Origin of the sequence: Exiguobacterium oxidotolerans JCM 12280 (assembly GCF_000702625.1) — a bacterium.
In the GTDB taxonomy this organism is placed as follows: domain Bacteria; phylum Bacillota; class Bacilli; order Exiguobacteriales; family Exiguobacteriaceae; genus Exiguobacterium_A; species Exiguobacterium_A oxidotolerans.
The window spans coordinates 1,521,381-1,542,948 of the sequence record NZ_JNIS01000001.1 but is presented as its reverse complement, the minus strand read 5'-3'; the positions used below and the strand labels follow the sequence as shown (position 1 = coordinate 1,542,948).

The window sequence follows — 21,568 nt, the reverse complement described above, 5'->3', positions numbered from 1 at the left end:
TTGAATGGATTGGAGTAAAGCAAAGACGTTGTTGATTCTGACTTTCCTCATCCTGAACGTCTACCTGGTCGTTCAATTGATGGATCGGATGATTGAACCACGGATCGTCGCGACGACGGCGTCCGGAAAGACGATTTTAAAAGATCGGAAGATTGACGAAAAACAACTGCAGACCGCGTCTCGCGACATCGGTTATTTGACGGCAGAAGTCGATTCGAGCTCACTGGCACCTAAAGAGAGCTCACCGATTAAAGATGCGATCATATCAGTCAAAAATCAGGTCGAATGGTCTGTTCGGTTGTCGAAGCCGTCACCGCTCGACACAAAAGCGATGCGCGACTCGGCGACTTCATTCGTCCAGTCGTCCGTTAATCACGGTTCAGACTACACGTTTTGGAAGTTTGATAATAAACAAAATGAACTGACGTTCGTGCAGACGTATAAAGGACAACCGCTGTATTCGACACCGGAGCAATCACGGGACGATGAGGCGATGATTGGTCCGTCTCTGCTCGTCCTGCAGCTGAACGATGACAAGGAAATCGTCAGCTATAAGCAACGTCATTTGAACGAAGTCGTCCGCCAAGCACAGGACGTGACGTTGTTGTCAGCGAGCGAAGCCGTCATCCAATTGTCGGAGCAAGGTCTTTTCCCGGCCTCGAAAAAAATGACAGGCCATAAGCTTGGCTATTTCTGTCTCGTGACGGAAGGGACAAAATCGGTCCAGATTTTACCGCCGACGTGGCAGATCGAACTCGACGGGGAAGAACTTTATTTCGTCAACGCGATTGACGGGGGTGTTCAGACGATCGAACGCCTCGATACAGTTTCAGAGAAATGAGGAATACACGATGAGCCTACACTATAGCGTTCTTGCGAGCGGCTCGACGGGAAATGCCCTCTACATCGAAAGTGAACAAAGCCGGCTGCTCGTCGATGCCGGATTGACAGGAAAGGCAATGCTAGCATTGTTCGACCAGATTCACCGGTCACCGGAAGGCATCGATGGGCTGTTCGTCACCCATGAACACTCGGATCATATTAAAGGGGTCGGCATCTTAGCCCGCAAGTACAATATCCCGCTCTATGCGAACCAAAAGACATGGGACGCGATGGAAGCAAAAATCGGCAAGATTGATCCCGCCTTGAAGTTCCTCTGGGAAGTCGGCGAAGTGAAACAGTTCGGCGATATCGAAGTCGAATCGTTTAACGTCAGCCATGACGCAGCCGATCCGATGTTCTTCCAGTTCGCCCATGAAGGGAAACGGCTCGCCCACATCACGGATACCGGCTACGTCTCGGACCGGATGAAAGGGACGATCCGTGGTGCCGATGCCTACATCTTCGAAGCGAACCATGACATCGGGATGCTCCAGATGGGACACTACCCGTGGAGCGTCAAACGCCGAATCCTCGGCGACTACGGTCACGTCTCGAACGAAGACGCGGCAGTCGCGATGAGCGAGGTGCTCGACGAGCGGACGAAACGGATCCATATGGCCCACTTGAGCAAGGACAACAACATGAAGGAACTGGCCCGGATGAGTGTCTCCCAGACACTGGCGAGCCGGGACGTCGACCTCAGCAAGATTCATTTGCTTGATACCGATCCCGTCATTCCGACACCACTCCTGAAGCTCTGATTATGGGAAATTACTGAATATGCTCAAAAGACCCCCACATTTGGCTAACTTGCCAGGTGATGGGGGTATACTTGTGTAAAGAGAGTTTATGAAGGAGGCATGTGCCGATGGATCGACCTGAAGAACCACGGAATGAATCGGAACAGATCAATCAATCGACCGATGAGGAGAGCGGATTTCCACCGCGACGACCGACTGAAGAAGAACCGGTCAGTCCTTATCGTGAACCATATGAAGAAACAGACGAACCTCCACGTAAGCGTGGTGGTGGTGGTAAAGCATTTTTTGTCGGCTTAATCGGTGGCGTCATCGGCGCCTTACTGATTGCCTTGATCGCCTGGCCCTTTGCCCGTGATCAAATGACGAGTCCGACACCAGCCGAGCCGACGACGGAACAGGCAGCGACGACAGCGACAGAAGCCGAGAATGATATCGTCGGTGCCGTCAGTAAAACGAAAGAAGCCGTCGTCAGTGTGACGAACTTACAAAGTTCATTCCGCGGTGCGGATCAAGAGACAGGAGCAGGATCCGGCGTCATCTATAAAAAAGATGGCAATAAAGCCTATGTCGTGACGAACTATCACGTCGTTGAAGGGGCAAGCAGCTTGTCTGTCACGTTATCGGACGGAACGGCGCTCGAAGCGAAAGTCCTCGGCGAAGATCCGACGTATGATTTAGCCGTCTTATCCATCGATGCAGCAAAAGTGACACAGGTCGCGAAAATCGGTGACTCCGATACGTTACGTGCCGGTGAAACGGTCCTCGCGATCGGGAACCCGCTCGGGATCTTCGCAAACTCGGTTACGCGTGGTGTCATCAGTGCCCAGGAACGGACGGTGCCGGTCGATACGAACAAGGATGGGCAGCAGGACTTCAACACGGAAGTCATTCAGACGGACGCGGCGATCAATCCCGGTAACTCAGGCGGAGCACTGATCAATACATCCGGTCAATTAATCGGCATCAACTCGATGAAGATTGCGGAAGCAAGCGTCGAAGGCGTCGGTTTTGCGATTCCGATCAACGAAGCGTTACCGATCATGCGTGACCTCGAACAGAACGGTGAAGTCATTCGCCCGCAACTCGGGATTCAGATTCGGGACGTTCAAGAGTTCCCGAGCGGCTACCGTGAGGACCGCCTGAAACTGCCGAGTGACGTGACGAAAGGAATCGTCGTCGTCGGTCTGACGAACAACAGTGGAGCAGAAAAAGCAGGGATGAAAGCAAATGACGTCATCGTCGAAATCGACGGGACAAAGATTAATTCATTCGCAGATCTCAAGAGTGTCCTGTACCGTGATGCGAAAGTCGGACAGACCGTCAAAGTGACGTTCTACCGGAATGGGGATAAACAGTCCCTTGATGTGAAGTTGTCGGCACAAGCGGCGACGGTGCAATAACAGATTCAGATTAACTACTCGTACATGTACGGGTAGTTTTTTTGTGAGGAATGGATTGTGTTTTTCATCGTGTCTTGCTGTCACGCGCTTTCCTCAGGCGAGGAACGAGCCGTTGGCTTCTTGCCTGACGGCAGATGCCAGGGTCTCGTTTTCCTCTGACAGCACGGACGAGCCGTGCTTTTTCCTGTAGGAGTCGCGTGCAGCCGACACGATGAGCAGCAGGTTAATCATGGAACGAAAAGAAGCGAGAATACCATTTGGCGCAACCATGTGGATAACTTTTAAGCGGTTGAAGAAGCCGATTTTTGTTATACTGGTAGCGGATAAATGTGGATAACTAAAAAGGAGGAGAAGACCTGTGGATAAATATGTCTGCTTGGAACATGTCGAGTTAGCACTTGACGAAGTCGTTGATGAAACGGAAGAATACCCGATTTTGGAAGAAGTGAATTCAGAAAAAACCGTCACTTGTGAGTACTGTGATCAGCCCGCAACATATCTTGTGTCAAGCAAAAAATAATTATCAACATGTGGACATGTGGATAACTCTGTGGATAACTCCTGAATTTTCTGTCAGAAAGCGAGAAAAATGATGCAAATTACCATTATCACGGTCGGAAAGCTGAAAGAGAAGTACTTGAAGCAAGGGATTGCCGAATATACGAAACGGCTTGGCGCCTATTGTTCGATTCAAGAAATCGAAGTGCCGGACGAAAAAGCACCGGAACAATTAAGTGACGCCGAGATGCAACAAGTGAAGAAAAAAGAGGGCGAACGGATTTTAGCGAAGATTGGACCGGATGTTCATGTCTACGCACTTGCTATCGAAGGAAAGCAACGGACAAGTGAACAGTTTGCAACAGAACTCGACCGACTGGCGACGTACGGCAAGAGCAAAATCGCGTTTGTCATCGGCGGATCACTTGGTCTCGCACCGGAAGTCATGAAGCGGGCAAACGATACGATTTCATTTTCGAAGATGACGTTTCCGCATCAATTGATGAAGATGATTCTCTGTGAACAGATTTACCGGGCATATCGGATTAATCGGAATGAACCGTACCATAAGTAAGTGAGATGAAAATAAAGATAGTATGATTTCTTTATCACAGAAAGTGTTATCTCTATTTAGATAAATATCTGAAGTGTATAAAGTGGTTTTTATAATTAACGAGGGTATTTTATTATTTCTTTTTTTAATTTTTTATAGTTTTAAATCAAATCCAATATCTTTTATGTGAAAACCTTCGTCTGTAATTTGAACTTAGCCTGAATGATGGACACTAATAAAAATTTTCCATTTGAACTGCCCCGGAAGAGTTGGACATGCAATTCCAATTTTTACGGGGTATTACTTATGTACTTTGCAATACAAATGTGATTCTTACACAATGTTGATGAGGTAGTGATATGGACATTATGAGGCTTAGTTCAAACAGCATAAGAAGTTTTGCGTATTTTAGTTAAGTATTCAAAGCACAGCAACTATCCAACTATCTAAAAACTTGGGATAGTTGGATAGTTGCTGTGCTTATCACGTAAAAGTAAGGGTAAATTAATTACCATATCTTAATTCTATAATCAGCTTGTTGTAAGATATTTTCTAAGTTGACGTACTGTAGTAGTTGAACAAGGAATTGTTTTATCTTCAATGTACGCGAGATAAAGTGACTGTAATCTTTCAAACTCAGTATTATCAATTGTTCGACTACGAGATAAAATACAGTTTTTTAAATCATCACATTTTTCAACTTTATAAAGTGCATCGAATTTAACAAATGAAGGGACTCTGAAAGGTGGGTTATATTTTATAATTTCTTCATTTGAATCTAGTAATAATTTATGTTCTTTTCCTATTGTAGAACTAACGTTAAGTAATAATATGTATCCATCTTCTTCTCCAATTACTAAGAAGGTTCTTTTACCAGAAAGAACACCATTATCAGCGAAAGGTAATCGGAGAAGAAGACCTAATCCAAAATTAATAATAGTACAACCCTTGATCTACGTCATAAGATAAAAAGAATGTGTAGTCTTCGCCATTTCCTACACTTCTTGAAACTGTTTCAAGATAGTCCATAAACTCAGGATTATCGTCTAAAGAGATTTCTGATGGATCATAGTAAAACGTAACGTCGTTAATAACTTCAAAAATTATTCGATCATCTCTATTTGAATTATAACTAGAAATAACTTTTTTCAGTTTTTCTATGTCATCTTCGAATATATCCTCGTGTTTGATTAAGCTTAAATCTTTAATATAATGACTACCTAATCTTGATTTGTTAAATTTAATATTCCAAGTTTGTAATTCATGATGCAAATCAGAAAGTTCTTTTGCACTTAATTTATTGAATATATCAATACTCATATTAATCGATGAAAGCTGTGCTTCATCAAAAACTGGATTTAAATTTTCTAATGCAGTTGTAAATTCAAAATAGTCATTTTGAAAAGGGATTCTAATATCTTCGACAACGATACCATTTTTAAAAGCATACATATCTTCATCGAATAAAAACTTTTGATGTTGAGTATAGTGAATTAAGTTAGAAAATACGAGAAGTTTTTGTAATTTCATATTTCCATCAAAAGAATTACCAAAATAGCATTCAGGACTGCTAACTAAATATGCTGAAACATCTTTTGCAGTTGTTGAGTCCATATTTACCTCCTCCTTTTAATTGTTGTTCTTTAATGATACAATAACTAATTGTTTTTGAAAAGCTAGATGTATTTTGACGTTTATAATAGCATCTTGATGAAAATACACATAATAACATTAGAATTGGCTATTACAATTAAATTCATTAAGTTGATCTACCATGATATTTCTCCTTGAAAAAATTATGTAGAGTTCCTTTGTTTTTCTTTAGTTCTGATTGTAGTACTACAACTAAATATAAAAAAGTATATGTGACAGGAAACTAAGGCAAATGGCCATAGTTGCTATTGAACTATTGAAAGAAAGAGTTTTTCATTTTCCAAAAAATACATATCCGTAAGCTGAAATATGGAATTATGGACAAGGGCGTGGTCTGAGTATATTAGTTTCTACAAGACAAAATGATTTATAAAGAAGTCAAAATATTAATTGCAAAGTTTTATTGTGAAAACTGGCAATTAATTCAACTAAAACCTCATTTAGATGCGATACGGAGAACCGTATCATAAGTGAATAGAGTTGATAAGAAAGACCATTTCAAACGTTAAGAAGCGTTTCAGATGGTCTTTCTTATGTATGTAGTATGTAGTCATTATTGAAACAAAGAAGGAAAATTTAAAAGAGTACGTTTTAGAAACGGCAGTGAATGAGCGGAAAGATACATCAGTATGATACCTCTGAATAAAAAAATGAGCAGCGACTGTTACATAGTAGTTAGTAAGTAATCTTTTTTATAAGCATTATGTTCGTAAGGTTTGAGGTATTACGAATAAATCACTATTGACAGTAAATAATAAAAAACCGTTGTAAAATTAAGGAATGAAACCGATACTTATTATGAAATTCTATCTTTTATTAGTATAGAAATTAATTTAAGGACCGGGGGAAATAACATGTTACCTATTTCTATTTCAGAGTTAGATCGTATTAAAGCAGAGTGTAACGCAATGGTGAATAAACGAGCATCGGCTTCAGCCGCCGCAGCGGTCGTGCCGATTCCCGGGGCAGATGTCGGAGCGGATGTTGTCATCATGATGGAGCTTCTTCCTGCGATTAACCGAAAGTTTGGACTATCCCCTGAGCAGATTGATCAGCTCGATTCTGAAATAAAAGGAAGACTTGCGATTATCATTTCTTCAGTCGGTAGTGAACTAGTGGGTAAGTACATTACAAAAACAGTAGTGGCGCAGTTACTGAAAAAAATGGGAGCTAAAATGGCAATCAAACAAGTCACGAAGTACGTTCCTTTTGTGGGTCAGGCTGTCTCGGCCGGAATCAGCTTTGGGGCGATGAAATACTTGGGAAATGCACATATCGAAGAGTGTTATGCGGTATGTAAACGAGCGATGGAATCCAGTCAGTATCAAGAAGTATAAACTCAAGAGGTGAGGTGATTGATATTGATTACTTCACCTCTTTTTAACGAAATTTTGACATATTCTCTATGCCAGGAGTGTAATGATACAGACTTAAGGAGATTTTACAGATGAAGAAACTAATCATGAATATGTTTGTTGTTTTATTAATTCTCGGAGTGATTGGTGCGGGAGCCGTTTTCTATTTCAAACCTTCTCTCTTTTCTACGACTAAAAGCTCTGACACTGCTCTTGTAAAAGAACGGTTAGTAGAATTATCGGAATGGACTACTTTGAAATATGAATACAGCAAGGTCATAGTCAGTCGAAGCAGTAAAAAGGTACCGTTCACCGACATGAAGCTAGCAGAGGCAATCAAACTAATTGAATATGATGGTTATTTAAAAGCGGGAACGGACCTTTCGAAATTACAGATCTCTTATGACGAAACAGCAAAGCAATTATACGTTAAGGTTCCGAATGCGACGATTCTTGATAATGTAGCGGATACAGATACAGCCAAGGTAACGGATGTCAAAGGGAATATTTTTTCTGACTATCAATCCCAGCAGATTTTCGATGACATTAATAAAGAAAAAAGAAAAATTGAAGAGGAAAAAATCGAGCAGGGTTTTTTGAAAGAAGCAGATGAACGAATCAAAAAACTATTAACCTCTTTCCTTAAAACAAACGGGTATGACGATGTGACGATTGAACTTTACTGAATGAATGATAAAAGACGGTCATAGATGACCGTCTTTTATTATCTGATGCATGGAAGTAATAGACCAAGGAAATTTACTGATGACAATCATAAGAAGAGGAAGGGTGAGAAGAACCATGAAAACACGATTATTAGGAAATACCGGAATCGAAGTCTCGGAAATTGGTTTTGGTGCATGGCAGTTAGGCAATGAAAAAGATTGGGGTGAAATGGCCGACTCGGATGCGGTACGGTTAGTCGAGCAAGCAATCGATGAAGAGTGTACCTTTTTTGATACGGCACCTAATTATGGAGCTGGAAAAAGCGAAGAATTGATTGGGAAAGCAGTCAAAGGAAAACGGGATCAAATCGTGATTAGCAGTAAATGCGGGCATCATTCAAATGGAGAGCAAAATTTTGAACCGAAACAGCTCTTGTTATCAGTCGAAAACAGCCTACGTCGATTACAAACAGACTATCTGGATTGTCTTTTACTGCATAACCCTTCGTTTGCGACATTGACGAGTGAATCTCCACAGTTTGAATTACTCGAACGATTAAAAACGGAAGGTAAAATTCGGGCCTTCGGTGCTTCGGTCGATACGGGAAAAGAAGTGAAAGAACTCTTGCATCGTACAAACAGCCAGGTCATTGAAGTGATGTTCAATATGTTTCATCAGGAACCTGCAATGGCGATGAAATCAGCCCATCAACAAGGAGTCGGAATCATTGCTAAGATTCCGCTGGATTCGGGTTGGTTAACGGGAAAGTATGATCGACACAGTATATTCAGTGGAATTCGGGATCGCTGGAGCGATGAAGACATCGAGAAAAGAGCTGCGTTAGTTGAAAATGTTCGCAGTATCCTCGGTCAAGACCCGTCGATGGTGCAAGCGGCATTACAATATATTCTTTCGTACGAAGAGGTATCGACGACGATACCTGGAGCTAAAAACAGTAAACAATTGCAGCACAACCTATCTGCATCCGAAGGTGAGTTGTCGATGGGTGTCCTCGAAGAGATACGGGGGTTGTGGGAGAATCAGATAAAAAATGCGAAGTTACCGTGGTGAATTGAATCGATTTATTTTTAGTATCTCTAGAGACTAAATCGTTTGATTACATTAATCATAGGAAAGGTCATCGAAACAGGAAAACGTTTCGATGACCTTATTTCATTTACAAAATCGAATGATATCCTTACCTCTGAGAAATCGTTGAATCCTTGTAGAGGATGCTCTTTAACCATTCATTGAAAATGTGTCCGAGGCTAGATTACTAAACTCACGAAGATAATGAAGATAATTGTCTCCACCAAAGTTGTACCGTTTATTATACATACGTACTACCACAAGACGACTTTCTGGTATCACGAGTAAGAGGGGACCTGTGTTTCCGAGGATTTGATAGGCTTCTTGCGGGACGCGCTCTCCTATCTCGCTTTTATTTCGTACTTTGTCTTGCACGTACCAAAACAGTCCATTGGCAGGCAGTTGTGTATCTTCATATTCAAGACTTTGAATAGAGGTGCAGAGTTGAATGACTTCTTTCGGGACGATTTGAACGCCTTCATGACGACCATCGTTCAGATGAAGATTTCCCCAAAGTGCTAATTCTCTTGCTGTGGTGTGTAGGTTAGAACCCATGCCATCATCAGAAGGGTAAAGTGCAAAATCTGCTTTCGAATCAGGATTATCGATGACTTGAACTAGTTTTTTTGCTGCTTCCGTTGACCAGTCTGTATACTCAAATCCCAATGGACTGAAGACACGCTCTTTTAACAATCGAGTGAAATCGTACCCATACAGGTGCTTAAAAAGCTCAGTCATGATTCGGACGTTGATGCCACGATAGGCCCACCTCTCACCTGCATTGAACTCTCTGTAAATCAATCCGTCAGGTCGTTCATTCAGCCCATGTGAGTGAGTGACAAGATGTCGTATTGTTGTACCTTGCAAGACTTTATTATCGTAGGTACTCAAGTATTTGGAAACCAAATCATCAAGGCTATGAAGTTTCTTCTCATATAAGGCAAATCCAATTGCTAACGCCAGGTAACTTTTGCGAGCGGAAGCGATGTTGAACATGGAATTTATACCAATTTCGTTTGATTCCGCATTGGAATGAAATCCTTCGTAATGCTCCAAAATAATCTTGTCATTCTGCATGACAACTAAGGCAGCGGCACTACTATGATTTCGTTCCTTGATATCACTTACGTAGGAAATCAACTGACGATGGGATGGATGCAAATGCACAACACCTCTCTCTATATCTTATCAATTTCTTAGAGTTGTTTATGATTGAAAACAGATAATAGTCCTCTCTGTTTTTAAGCACGCTCAAGCACTGTCGCGAGCATCCGGTGCACGACTTCGTGGTCGCGGAGATCATGCAGCTGATAATCTTTACCGGGTAATGTGTAAACGTCGGTTGAGCCGACGTAAGAAATCGTGAGTTCGAGTGTGCCGTCTTCCTGGCAAGTCGTCCGTAATTCCAGTTCGCCACTGATGACGCCGACTTCATTTGTCATCACGCCATGCGTGGCGGTAAACGTAGAGGTTTTTGTTTCCATCGAATCGACTCCTTTTTAGTATGTACACGTGTTCAGCATCGTTTGCAGTGCTGTTTTTTCAGAGGATTGGAGACTTAAACCCCAGCGGCTTTTTGTATGGATCCACATCTTCGAATAACCACAGCTTGCGCCGGCACGAGTTGGTTTCCAGGTTGATGGATCCTGGTCTCCTTTTGAACGGTTCGAGCTTGCGGAGACGGCAATCAATTGCGGACCGGTCAGGTCATTGGCGAACGCTTGGCGTGTCGTTGTCGTCCAGCTGCTTGCTCCTGAGCGCCAGGCTTCCGCGAGCGGTACGACATGATCGATGTCGAGGTCAGACGGGTTCGTAAACGTTAGTCCATCGTAATAACTGTACCATGAGCCGGACGTGACCGGACAATTGCCGACGTAAGAATCCGCGTCGCGTTTGAGGACGACTTGACGGGTATCACATCCGCTTCCTTGGCTGCTCCAATGCGGGAAGAGATCACGGGAGTAACCGGTCATCGTGCTTTCGGTCTTGACTGTCAGTGCGTTGAGCTCAGACTGAACAGTGGCTTTTGACGGAAGCCCGGACGGGAGTGCGGAAACGGGTGAGAGGTCGAACTGAAATGCAGTGAGGAACAAAACAAACGATACGGCGAGTAACTTGATTTTCTGGAACATGAACTGCCTCCTCTTATGTAGGTATGATGAGAGAATCCTCTTACATTTTTCAGTATGCCATTGAATATTTTGGATAGGGTTAAAATATTGTAAACATTACAAAAGTTGAATACTTTTGATTAAAAATATTTTTTGGAAATTAAGACTAAAGTAATAGAGAAATAAATTACTTAAAAAATTAAAATCAAGCCGAGAATCAGGAAGACTGACACGAGACCGATGATTTGATTCACCATAGGGTACCTGCTTTCTTTTACATGATTTGTATATATAATTTTTTACTTAGTTGAACTTTTCTTAAACAAATTTTCAACGAGTCTATCTCATCCAAGAAGACTGATGGGAAAATCAGGAACTTTACATAAGAGAAAACGTATGAATGAAGGAAGGAGCTGAGGGGATGAAAAAAAGATTACATACGTCCATTACAACAAGTTTTATTTTAGCGGGACTGCTCGTCTTGATGATCATTACACTTGTCTTCGTCCAGCGTCACCTCAATACAATTCAGATTGAATCGATTGTCGAGCAGGCAGATCAACGAGGTCTCGGCTACGAATTGGTGATTCATGAACCAATCACGAACTCTTACAGTTTTAGAGCATTCGAACAGAAGTAATATGAATTCCGTCGAAAGGAGAAATCCATTGAAAGCCATCAGTCAATTTTTGCTGTTTTATGCCGTCACTGTGATGATTATTTATGTCGTATCGATTTTTCTGCCGGTCGCGCTGAATTTCATCGTCTACTTTTCCATCGCGTTGCTGATTGTTCTTGTCGGTTATCTGATCAAACATTATTTATTCCGTTCACGGGCGAAGAATTGAACTCTGTCAGCGAAGCTGATTCAAATCTTGTATAGTAAAGGGGTACCTCTGTTCGATTTGGACAGGAGGCACTCCTTTTTTAGGAGGCATCAGGAATTCAAACGCCAAGGAGCTGAAACCGCATCATGAACAAACAAGACATCAGTGATATCCGTCGCCATTTTAAGGTCGACTCGGAACTACTTAAAATCAACGAAATTTATAATGTATATATCCGCAAGGAAACGAGTGAAATTTTCTATGAAGAAAGCCGGCCGTTCGCTTTTCTTGAGCTTGAACAACAGGAATTGTTCCTTGCGAACTTCAAAAAAGTCCTGACCGGAAAACTCGACATCAAGCTGTTTGAAGTTAAGTTCCAGCAACCGGAAGAAGGCGCGACCGGACATACGCAACAGCTGTTGTATGAAGGATTGTACACGGAAGAAACGGAAGACTGGACGGAACAGATGCAACAGATTGCGCTGAAGATGGTCCAGGACGTGCAGTACGAAAACGATATCGTCGTCACGTTCATCCGGGGGCAGTATTACAAGACGACGAAACGGCAGGCGGACGAGACGGAAGTCGATAAGAACGATGAAGTCTATACGACACCGTTCATTCTCAGCAGTCTCAACCAGACGGAACTGCCGAAACAGTCGCTCGTCTTTGACTATGTCGATCTTGAATTTAAGTCGAACCTGCTGATCAATCCCGTCATCAAACTCGCTTCACCGATCGGCGGCTTTTTATTCCCGTGCTTTACCGATAATGCGGCGGACGTCAACCGTGTCCTCTACACGGCGAGTAAACCGAACAAACCGGATCTTGCCTTCATTGAAAACGTCCTGAACGGGGACCACATCGTGACGGCGGAAGAAGACAAAGCGGTCTTTGAAGAAATCGTCAAGCTCGTCATCGGCGAAGAAGTCGATTCCAAAACGCTGGCCGGTGTCTATGAAGAAGTCAATCACCTGCTTGTCCTTGAAGACGAAAAGGAAGATGAGACGGAAGAGATACCGATGCTTGACGTCAAAGAAGTCGAACGGGTCTTAAAAGCGAGCGGCATCGAAGACGTCGACACGGAACAGGTCGAACGGGCCTTCAAAACAGTCATCGATGATACGACATATGAAATGAAGGCGAGTAACATCGTCCCGAACTATGAAGCGAAATCAATTAAAATCAATACGAAAGTCGCGAACATCTCCGTCAGTGCGCAAGACTTGAAGTACATTAAGCAGGTCAATTACAACGGCAAACAATGTCTGTTGATCGAAGTCGAGGAAGACACGGTCATCGACGGGTTCACGCTCGTTTCAGAAGAAAATATTTTGAGTTAATTCAAAAAGGCACTCGTTTCGCGTCATTCCGACAAGGGAAATACGCAAAAGACGGGTGGCTTTTTTTGAATCATCCAGAATGATTGATTAATCGGATAAAGATGCGTATGATTGGTTTTGTAAGCGGTCTCTTTTGAAAATAAAGGGGACCAGGAAAATTTTTTAACAATTTACGAAAGCGGTTTCGATACTTATTTTGACAAATGAATGATCTCTGATAAGCAAGCAAATGATGGAGTTAAAGGAGGAAGATTCATGGGACAGGAGTATCAGCAATTGGTCGATCGGTTAGCGCAAAAAACGACTGGTGAATTGCAAGATGGCGTTGAAGTCGTCATCAAACCGGTGCCGGACCGGACGGAAAGTGGCGTACTCGATCCACGCGTCTTGGAAGTCATGATGCAGCAGCAACAAGACAGTTCACCGGCCGGTCCTTTTTCACTCGAAGCGGCGCGGGCCGGGATGGGCTGGGTCAATACCGACCTGACGAAGACAGACATCACGACGGAAGACATCATGATACCGAGTGCGGAACAATCGATTCCGGCACGAATCTATCGTCCCCGGTCAACAGAACCGTTACCGGCGGTTGTCTATTTCCACGGCGGCGGCTTTTTCGGCGGGACACTTGATCCGGTCGAGCATCCGTGTAAGTTGTTGGCAGAACGGGCGAACGTCGTCGTGATTTCAATCGATTACCGACTCGCACCGGAACACCCATTTCCGAGCGGTCTGAACGACTGTTTCACGGCCGTCAAATGGGCGTACGAACAGGCGTATCAGCTCGGCATCAACCGCGCGCAGCTTGCTGTCGCCGGTGACAGTGCCGGCGGAAACTTAGCGACGGTCTGTGCGCTGCTCGATCGTGAGCAACAAACAGAGATGATCCAGTACCAAGTCCTGCTCTATCCGGTCGTCAATCTCGCGGCTCTGCCGACGGATGACTTTGAGTGGCGTCTTGATGACTACGAAATGAACGAGAATCGGGAGCTGCTTGAAGGGATTGTCACAGCCCTGGAAGACACGGATGGACTGTTAAACCGCTTGTACCTGCAAGGAACGGCGAACGTACAGGATTCGCACGTGTCACCACTTTTCAGTGACAAGTTAGGAAACTTACCGGAGGCGCTGATCATCACGGCGGAGTACGATTACCTCCGTCTTGAAGGCGAAGCGTACGGACGAAAACTCGCGCGGGCCGGCGTGAAAACAAAACGGATTCAGTACAACGGCATGGATCATGCCTTCATCGAAAAACTTGGGCAATACCCGCAAGCAGAAGACTGCATCACGGAAATCGCGAACGGTCTCAAAACAAAATTTATTCAACCAACAGGAAATGAGGGGATGAGCAGATGACGACATATACATTGGATTGGAACGCGTACACGGCATTGGCCCGGAAGACGGTCGCAGAAGGCGCGGTCCTGTTAAAAAATGACTTGCAGACGTTACCGCTTGCTGCGGGGACGACGGTTTCCGTTTTCGGACGCAATCAGTTCAACTACTATAAGAGCGGAACGGGATCAGGCGGGATGGTCAATGTCTCACATGTAGTCAGTCCACTCGAAGCCCTGCAACGTCATCCGGATTTGACGGTAAACCAGTCGCTGCTTGATGTTTACGAAGCCTGGCTGCAGGACCATCCGTTTGATAAAGGCGAAGGCTGGGCGGCGGAACCATGGTCGCAGGAAGAAATGCCGGTTACGGATGAAATCGTCGCTGGGGCAGCGTCGCAATCGGACGTCGCCATCGTCATGATTGGTCGGACGGCTGGTGAAGACCGTGATAACACAGCAGACCCGGGCAGTTACCTGCTGACGGACGTCGAATTGACACTGATTGAAAAAGTCTCGCAGGCATTCCCGAAAACGGTTGTTTTACTGAACGTCGGCAACGTCATTGACATGCAGTGGGCGCTTGATTTCAATCCAAGTGCGATCCTTTACGGATGGCAAGGCGGGATGGAAGGCGGAAACGCGTTGGTCGATCTCTTGACGGGAGAAGTCACACCGTCCGGGAAACTGCCGGATACGATTGTCCGCTCACTTGATGCGTACCCGTCAACACCGTACTTCGGTCATGAAGACCGGGCGATTTATAAGGAAGACATCTATGTCGGATACCGCTACTTCGAGACGTTTGCGAAAGACGACGTCCTCTATCCGTTCGGCTTCGGTTTATCGTACACGACGTTTGACGTCGCGACGGAGACGGTCGACATGATGGAGCAACAGGTGACGTTAACCGTCACCGTCACGAATACAGGGACGCACAGCGGAAAAGAAGTCGTTCAAGTCTATCTTGAGAAACCGCAAGGGAAGCTCGGCAATCCGAGCCGCGGACTTATAGCGTTTGCGAAGACCAAACTCCTTGAAGCGGGTCAAAGTGAAACGCTGACTTTAACGGTTCCACTGACGGAATATACGAGCTACGATGATGCCGGCGTGACCGGACACAAGTCGTCCTATGTGATTGAAGCAGGTGACTATCACTTGTATGTCGGAACAGACGTCCGGACGGCGGCGCACGTGGCGACGCAAACAATCGGGCAGTTACAGGTGATCGAGACGTTAAGTGAAAACATGGCACCGGTCACGGCATTCGACCGCTTGAAGCCGCAACAGACGGAGACCGGTTACGACGTATCGTATGAAGCAACACCGTTGCGGACGATTGATCCGGAAGCCCGTCGCTTAGCGGAACGTCCGGCAGAACGGACCTACTCGGACGATCAAGGCCTGACATTGAAGGACGTCTCCGAAGGCAAGACATCACTCGACGTGTTCCTCGATCAGTTGACGGATGAGGATCTCGCGGCAATCGTTCGCGGTGAAGGGATGAATTCCCCGCGCGTTACTCCGGGAACGGCAGCAGCGTTCGGCGGTGTGACCGACCGGTTGACGGCGTTCGGTATCCCGGCAGCCTGCTGTGCCGACGGTCCGTCCGGCATCCGGATGGATATCGGAACAAAAGCCTTTTCGCTGCCAAACGGGACGCTTGTCGCCTCGACGTTTAATGTCGAGCTCGTGGCGGACTTGTTTGAAATGACAGGACTCGAACTTCGGAAAAATGGCGTCGACACGTTGCTCGGACCTGGCATGAACATTCACCGTCATCCGCTCAACGGACGAAACTTCGAGTACTTCTCGGAAGATCCGCATTTGACAGGGATGATGGCGGTCGCTGAACTGGACGGCATGCACCGGGTCGGCGTGACGGGAACACTGAAACACTTAAGTGCCAACAACCAGGAGTTCCACCGTCATGATCTCGATTCGATTGTCTCGGAACGGGCACTACGGGAGATTTATCTGAAAGGATTTGAGCATGCCGTCAAACGGGGGCAGGCCTATGCGATCATGACGACGTATGGTGCCGTCAATGGTCTCTGGACCGCAGGACTCTATGATCAGAACACCCGGATTCTCCGTGACGAGTGGGGCTTTGACGGTGTCGTCATGACCGACTGGTGGGCGAAAATCAATGCCGAAGGAACGGACGCCAACCGGCAACAGACGGCGACGATGGTCCGCTCGCAAAACGATCTCTACATGGTCGTCGGGGAACCGGGCGCGAATCCGTTTGAAGATGATACGTTGTCGTCGCTTGCAGACGGCACGTTGACACGGGCGGAGTTGTTACGGAGTGCGGCGAACATCTGTCAGTTCATCCTTCGGTCACCGGTCATGGAGCGGACGCTTGGTCAGGAAGCGACGGTCGACGTCACTGGATTACTGGAAGAAACGGATGATCTGAACGAACAGGCGGTGACGCATCAGCAACTGCAGAGTGGTGTCCCGATCGTCTTCGACGAACTCGATACGTCGACCGGAAGCAGTCATGTCTTCGCCGTGACGGCAGAAGAAACGGGTATGTATCACGTCACGTTCGAAGCCCGGTCGTACGCCGGTGAACTCGCGCAGATGCCGGTGACGTTGTTTGCGAACAACATGCCGGTCGCAACGTTTACGTTTAACGGCACGGACGGCGAATGGGTGACGCAGACGAAAGACGTCTTTGTCTTTAATCCACACAACTACTTCAAACTCTACTTTGCACTCGGTGGATTGGAGCTCAAAAACATCACCTTTACGTTAACGGAATCGTTCCATATGAAAAACGGGTAAACTAAACGTCAGGCGGTGTATTGCTGCCTGGTGCAGACTGTAGACAAAGTGCTATCGGGAGATCAAGCGTCTTTTTTCGTTGCTTTCCTCGGGCGAGGCGCAAGCCGTTGCTCCTTGGTCCTCACGGACAACGAGCAGGGTCTTGCCTGCCTCTGAAAGTGCGTTGAAAACGCACTTTTCCCCGTAGGAGTCAACGAAACGTGACGCTTTTTAGGTAATACCGTGTCGGAAAGCGGCGCATGCAGATGGTTTAGAGCGCAATCCGTCTCGATATCGCATGTTCACGCTTCTTAAGCGTTTGTCTACACGCTGGACCAGGCAGTCAGTAGCTGCCTGGTGTTTGATGTGTGTAAAAGGAGGACCCGATGCAATTCTCAAAAATTAGAAAGCAGATCTTATCGTTCGTCGCACCACCGCTTCAGCCGCGTATAAATCTCTATGCGACCGTCGACCGTCATTTTCACGATGGTGAAGCTCGAGTCTGGATGACGCTGGATGGCGAACCCTTTTTTAAGGCGGAAGATTTACGGTTTACGTTGGAAGCAGACCGGCGTTATGCGTTAGCCAAAGCACGGTTACCGAAAAAGCCGGAACGGATTACGTTGGAAATCTTTCAATCAGACTGGTATAAGGCATCGAGTGAATTAGACCAACAAATCGAACGTGAGTTGGAACAAGAAGGGTGGCATGCCAATTATGCCGTGCAACAGGGTTTGCTGCTGTATCCGACGCTCTCGATTGAGGAAGCATTAACGCACTCGCATCCGTTTATCCGCGGCTTTGCCTTACTCGACCGGCGTGTCGGAAAACGGCGGCTCGAACGGGTGACCTGCGACACACCATTTGAATTGACCTGTTTAAAGATTCGACTGGAAGCGGAAGCGAACTGACGACAAAAAAGAGCAAGGCACGATGCCTTGCTCTTTTGCGTGATTACATTAAATCGAAAACGAATTAACGGCGTGAATGCCTTCCTGTTCGACGAACTCGTCGAGCAGCGCCCGAACGTCATCCGTTGAATTTGTCTCCATCAAACGGGCGCGCAGTTCGCTTGCCCCGCGGAAACCGCGGACATAAATCTTGAAGAACCGACGGAGCGGTTTGAACAGACGGGGTTCGAATTCAGCTGAATACTGATCGTGCAGGTCGAGTTGCAGACGTAACAGATCAAGTAATTCTTCGCTCGAGTGCTCTTTCTTTTCGACTTCGAAGGCAAACGGATTATGGAAAATCCCGCGACCGATCATGACGCCGTCGACACCATACTGCTCGACGAGTTCAAGCCCGTGTTGCCGGTCGTTGATGTCTCCATTGATCGTCAAGAGGGTTTGCGGTGCGACTTCATCCCGAAGTTTCTTGATTTCCGGAATCAGTTCGAAGTGCGCCGGGACGGCACTCATTTCTTTACGCGTCCGCAGGTGAATCGACAGGTTGGCGATATCCTGTTCGAGAATATGGCGTAACCAGTCGTGCCACTCCTCGACTTTCGAATAGCCGAGACGTGTCTTGACGCTGACCGGCAGACCACCGGCTTTCGCTGCTTGGATCAGTTCAGCTGCGACGTCGGGACGGTTGATCAGTCCGGATCCTTTTCCGTTGACGGCGACGTTCTGGACGGGACAACCCATGTTGATGTCGATGCCCTTAAAGCCCATTTCCGCCATCCCGATACTCATCTCACGGAAATATTCCGGTTTGTCGCCCCAAATATGGGCGACCATCGGCTGTTCGTCTTCGGTGAACTCGAGTCGTCCACGGACACTCTGTTTGCCTTTCGGATGACAGTAACTTTCCGTATTCGTAAATTCAGTGAAGAAGACATCCGGCCGCGCTGCTTTCGCGACGACGTGACGGAAGACGACGTCCGTGACATCTTCCATTGGAGCAAGTACAAAAAATGGTCGTGGCAGGTCCTGCCAAAAGTTGTTTTTCATCGTATATAAAACCCTTTCCTTAAGGTAAGTCATTTTGCTCAATTAAAATTTCATCAACTATATACTTTAAGCGTATTGCAGAAAAAGTGCAAGCGGCTGACTCTACAGGTCCTAGGAGTCAGCCGCTTGCATGCGTCCATCATTTCAGTGGATTGTAGTTCAGTGCCGTCGCTTTCGTGACATGACCATTTTGGTCCTTGTAGATGATATGTTCAGCTGTCAGCTGTGTCGGGCTTTCAAGTCCGGCCGCTGCCGTCAAATTATAGAGACCTTCCCGAAGCGAGATGATGTAGTTCGTCACCCGGAAGCTCTTCTCGTCGACGATGAGGGCTTTTTGTAGTTTCGGGTCCGTCGTCGCGACACCGACTGGACAATGGTTTGTGTGACAGACTTGCGCCTGGATACAACCGACGTTGAACATCAGGCCGCGGGCGATGTTGACGAAATCAGCACCGAGCCCTAAGGCGACGGCAATCTTATCGGCACTGATCAACTTACCGGACGCAAACAGTTTAATCCGGTCGCGAATCCCGTATGCGACAAGGAGCTGATGGACATAAGGGAGCGCCGATTTGATCGGAAGGCCCGCCGCGTCGGCGAGTTCCTGGAATGACGCTCCGGTCCCGCCTTCGCCGCCGTCAATCGTAATGAAATCTGGGTGTTTGCCGGACTCCGCCATGTAGGCGATGAGATCCTTGATATCATCGACTTTCCCGACGACGATTTTGATACCGACCGGCTTCCCACCGATGTCGCGTAACTTCTCGACGAACGTCAGCATCTCGGCGTTCGTCTTGAACTCATTAAAGCGGTTCGGGCTATCGATGCCGACACCGGCTTTGACTTTCCGGACCTTGGCGATCTCCGGTGTAACTTTTTCACCTTCGAGGTGACCACCACGCGTTTTTGCACCTTGGGCAAGTTTTAATTCAAATGCTTTGACTTGAGGAATTCGACTTTTCTGTTCAAACTCTTCGAATGAAAAGTCACCGTCTTCCGTTCGGACGCCAAACAGTCCGGGCCCGATTTGGCAGATGATATCGACGTCCCCTTTTAAATGATGGTCGGACAGTCCACCTTCGCCCGTGTTCATCCAGGCGCCTTGAGCGCGTCCGAGGCCAATCGACAGCGCAGTGATCGCCCGGTCGCCAAGTGCACCGAAGCTCATCGCCGATTGTCCGATCAGTCCGCGGACTTGAAACGGCTGGCGGCACGTCGCTTGACCGATGATCGGGGCGTCGTCGTCCCGTAATAAAAAGGGCGCAACTTGTTTTTCGACGAGATGTTCTTTCCGGGTGAATAAATTATCTTGATCGAGTTCATATAAGTAGGTCGGGACTTTGTTATCGTTCGCGACCCGGAGTTCATCACGATTCGTCGGAAAGAGGGCATTCTGGATATAAAAACCGGCTTCATCGAAGTCACGTTCTGATCCAAAACCGAGAATCCGTGAATTGTATTTACCGGCGATGACGGCTGATTTGTAATCGTTTCGGGAAAATGGTTTGCCTTCATTGTTGTTTAAGAACAGGTATTGCCGAAGTTCCGGGCCCATCTTTTCTAAGATATAACGCATTTTACCGAGGACAGGAAAATTTCGGAGGACGGCATGTTCTTTTTGACGTGAATCGGTCGCCCATAAATAAAGGACGACAATAAGCGGGACGATGACGACGAGCGCAACGAGCAGAAGTAAGGTAATCAAGATGACAGTATTAATGGACATGAGTGGACCTCCTAAGTGGACTATAGTCTTATTCTGATACCACTCACGAGACGCTAACAAACCTAACTAACTATGTGAAATATTCGTATTGTGTTGAAACTAAATGCTGGAACGATACGTAAAGTAGTAAAACTTCTGAATTTCGAAAGGATGAAGAGCCATGCACACACTCTATATGAAACAGAAAGTATTCAGTTTACGGGGACGTTTTTCGATTCAAGATCAGCAGGAACAGGATGTCTATCTTGTCGAAGGAAGCTTCATGCAGATTCCGAAGACCTTTTCGATTTCGAGCGTCGATGGGGAAGAAGTCGCCCTCATCACGAAGAAAGTATTCAGCCTGTTGCCGAAGTTTTTTGTTGAGGTCGATGGCGAAACACTGACGATCGAAAAATCATTTACATTCTTTAAAGACCGTTACACGATTGACGCGGCAGATTTAGAAATCGACGGCGATTGGTGGGACATGGATTTTCAAATCAAACGTCACGGGGAAGTCGTCGGGAGCGTCGAGAAAAAATGGTTCACGTTTGGTGACAGCTACGAGATTCAAGTCTTTGATCCAGACGTCGAGAAGGTGTTGATTGCGCTGGTCGTCGCAATTGACTGTGTCAAAGAGGACGAAGAAGCCAGTTCATAA

At 46.3% G+C, this 21,568-nt stretch carries 21 protein-coding genes; 15 read left to right on the top strand and 6 right to left on the bottom strand.

Annotated features, from left to right (window positions below; translation table 11 throughout):
* Nucleotides 1–4 precede the first annotated feature (4 nt).
* The 5 genes from P403_RS0107815 to rlmH all read left to right on the top strand — a co-directional run bounded on the left by P403_RS0107815 (nt 5) and on the right by rlmH (nt 4,115).
* On the top strand, nt 5–841 hold the full coding sequence (locus P403_RS0107815) for a two-component system regulatory protein YycI (protein WP_029332153.1): 837 nt from the start codon (nt 5–7) through the stop codon (nt 839–841).
* A gap of 10 nt (nt 842–851) precedes the next feature.
* Nucleotides 852–1,643 carry an MBL fold metallo-hydrolase gene (locus P403_RS0107810; RefSeq protein ID WP_029332152.1) on the top strand — a complete coding sequence of 264 codons (792 nt, stop codon included), beginning with the start codon at nt 852–854 and terminating at the stop codon, nt 1,641–1,643.
* A 107-nt stretch (nt 1,644–1,750) separates the two neighbouring features.
* Complete coding sequence (locus P403_RS0107805) at nt 1,751–3,043, top strand: S1C family serine protease (protein WP_029332151.1); 1,293 nt, start codon at nt 1,751–1,753, stop codon at nt 3,041–3,043.
* Nucleotides 3,044–3,401: 358 nt separating this feature from the next.
* Complete coding sequence (locus P403_RS16410; protein ID WP_084157652.1) at nt 3,402–3,563, top strand: CxxH/CxxC protein; 162 nt, start codon at nt 3,402–3,404, stop codon at nt 3,561–3,563.
* 72 nt (nt 3,564–3,635) lie between these two features.
* A complete protein-coding gene (rlmH, locus tag P403_RS0107795; RefSeq protein ID WP_029332150.1) occupies nt 3,636–4,115 on the top strand; it encodes a 23S rRNA (pseudouridine(1915)-N(3))-methyltransferase RlmH in 480 nt (159 codons plus the stop codon).
* Nucleotides 4,116–5,024: 909 nt separating this feature from the next.
* Here the strand turns inward: rlmH and P403_RS0107790 are convergent.
* Entirely contained in the window at nt 5,025–5,708 is a 684-nt protein-coding gene (locus P403_RS0107790; RefSeq protein ID WP_051667333.1) for a Panacea domain-containing protein, read from the bottom strand.
* 893 nt (nt 5,709–6,601) lie between these two features.
* Between P403_RS0107790 and P403_RS0107785 the strand changes: the two genes are divergently transcribed.
* The 3 genes from P403_RS0107785 (at nt 6,602) to P403_RS0107775 (ending at nt 8,839) form a co-directional block, all read left to right on the top strand.
* Nucleotides 6,602–7,084: a hypothetical protein gene (locus P403_RS0107785; protein WP_029332148.1), complete on the top strand. Its 483-nt coding sequence runs from the start codon at nt 6,602–6,604 to the stop codon at nt 7,082–7,084.
* 110 nt (nt 7,085–7,194) lie between these two features.
* Entirely contained in the window at nt 7,195–7,788 is a 594-nt protein-coding gene (locus P403_RS0107780) for a DUF4230 domain-containing protein (protein ID WP_029332147.1), read from the top strand.
* A gap of 115 nt (nt 7,789–7,903) precedes the next feature.
* Entirely contained in the window at nt 7,904–8,839 is a 936-nt protein-coding gene (locus P403_RS0107775) for an aldo/keto reductase (RefSeq protein ID WP_029332146.1), read from the top strand.
* A gap of 168 nt (nt 8,840–9,007) precedes the next feature.
* Here P403_RS0107775 and P403_RS0107770 read toward each other — a convergent pair whose 3' ends face one another.
* The 3 genes from P403_RS0107770 to P403_RS0107760 all read right to left on the bottom strand — a co-directional run bounded on the left by P403_RS0107770 (nt 9,008) and on the right by P403_RS0107760 (nt 10,989).
* A complete protein-coding gene (locus P403_RS0107770; protein ID WP_029332145.1) occupies nt 9,008–10,018 on the bottom strand; it encodes a serine hydrolase domain-containing protein in 1,011 nt (336 codons plus the stop codon).
* Nucleotides 10,019–10,098: 80 nt separating this feature from the next.
* On the bottom strand, nt 10,099–10,341 hold the full coding sequence (locus P403_RS0107765) for a hypothetical protein (protein ID WP_029332144.1): 243 nt from the start codon (nt 10,339–10,341) through the stop codon (nt 10,099–10,101).
* 15 nt (nt 10,342–10,356) lie between these two features.
* On the bottom strand, nt 10,357–10,989 hold the full coding sequence (locus tag P403_RS0107760) for an HNH endonuclease family protein (RefSeq protein WP_029332143.1): 633 nt from the start codon (nt 10,987–10,989) through the stop codon (nt 10,357–10,359).
* Nucleotides 10,990–11,389: 400 nt separating this feature from the next.
* Here P403_RS0107760 and P403_RS0107755 point away from each other — a divergent pair, with 400 nt between their 5' ends.
* The 6 genes from P403_RS0107755 to P403_RS0107730 all read left to right on the top strand — a co-directional run bounded on the left by P403_RS0107755 (nt 11,390) and on the right by P403_RS0107730 (nt 18,158).
* Nucleotides 11,390–11,608, top strand: coding sequence for a hypothetical protein (locus P403_RS0107755; RefSeq protein ID WP_034801050.1), 219 nt, complete (start codon nt 11,390–11,392; stop codon nt 11,606–11,608).
* A 28-nt stretch (nt 11,609–11,636) separates the two neighbouring features.
* Nucleotides 11,637–11,816, top strand: coding sequence for a hypothetical protein (locus P403_RS0107750; protein WP_029332141.1), 180 nt, complete (start codon nt 11,637–11,639; stop codon nt 11,814–11,816).
* 125 nt (nt 11,817–11,941) lie between these two features.
* Nucleotides 11,942–13,138 carry a DUF4317 domain-containing protein gene (locus P403_RS0107745; protein ID WP_029332140.1) on the top strand — a complete coding sequence of 399 codons (1,197 nt, stop codon included), beginning with the start codon at nt 11,942–11,944 and terminating at the stop codon, nt 13,136–13,138.
* Between the two features lie 255 nt (nt 13,139–13,393).
* A complete protein-coding gene (locus P403_RS0107740) occupies nt 13,394–14,497 on the top strand; it encodes an alpha/beta hydrolase (protein WP_029332139.1) in 1,104 nt (367 codons plus the stop codon).
* Nucleotides 14,494–17,268, top strand: coding sequence for a glycoside hydrolase family 3 protein (locus tag P403_RS0107735; RefSeq protein WP_029332138.1), 2,775 nt, complete (start codon nt 14,494–14,496; stop codon nt 17,266–17,268). Before P403_RS0107740 ends, P403_RS0107735 begins: the two co-directional genes overlap by 4 nt.
* Before the next feature lie 365 nt (nt 17,269–17,633).
* Nucleotides 17,634–18,158 (top strand): SF0329 family protein, encoded by a 525-nt coding sequence (locus P403_RS0107730; protein WP_029332137.1) that lies wholly within the window; start codon nt 17,634–17,636, stop codon nt 18,156–18,158.
* A 48-nt stretch (nt 18,159–18,206) separates the two neighbouring features.
* On the opposite strand, the gene P403_RS0107725 is transcribed toward P403_RS0107730, so the two are convergent.
* Nucleotides 18,207–19,202 carry a tRNA dihydrouridine synthase gene (locus tag P403_RS0107725; RefSeq protein WP_029332136.1) on the bottom strand — a complete coding sequence of 332 codons (996 nt, stop codon included), beginning with the start codon at nt 19,200–19,202 and terminating at the stop codon, nt 18,207–18,209.
* A 139-nt stretch (nt 19,203–19,341) separates the two neighbouring features.
* Nucleotides 19,342–20,928: an FMN-binding glutamate synthase family protein gene (locus P403_RS0107720; RefSeq protein WP_029332135.1), complete on the bottom strand. Its 1,587-nt coding sequence runs from the start codon at nt 20,926–20,928 to the stop codon at nt 19,342–19,344.
* Nucleotides 20,929–21,088: 160 nt separating this feature from the next.
* Here P403_RS0107720 and P403_RS0107715 point away from each other — a divergent pair, with 160 nt between their 5' ends.
* Nucleotides 21,089–21,568, top strand: coding sequence for an LURP-one-related/scramblase family protein (locus P403_RS0107715; RefSeq protein WP_029332134.1), 480 nt, complete (start codon nt 21,089–21,091; stop codon nt 21,566–21,568).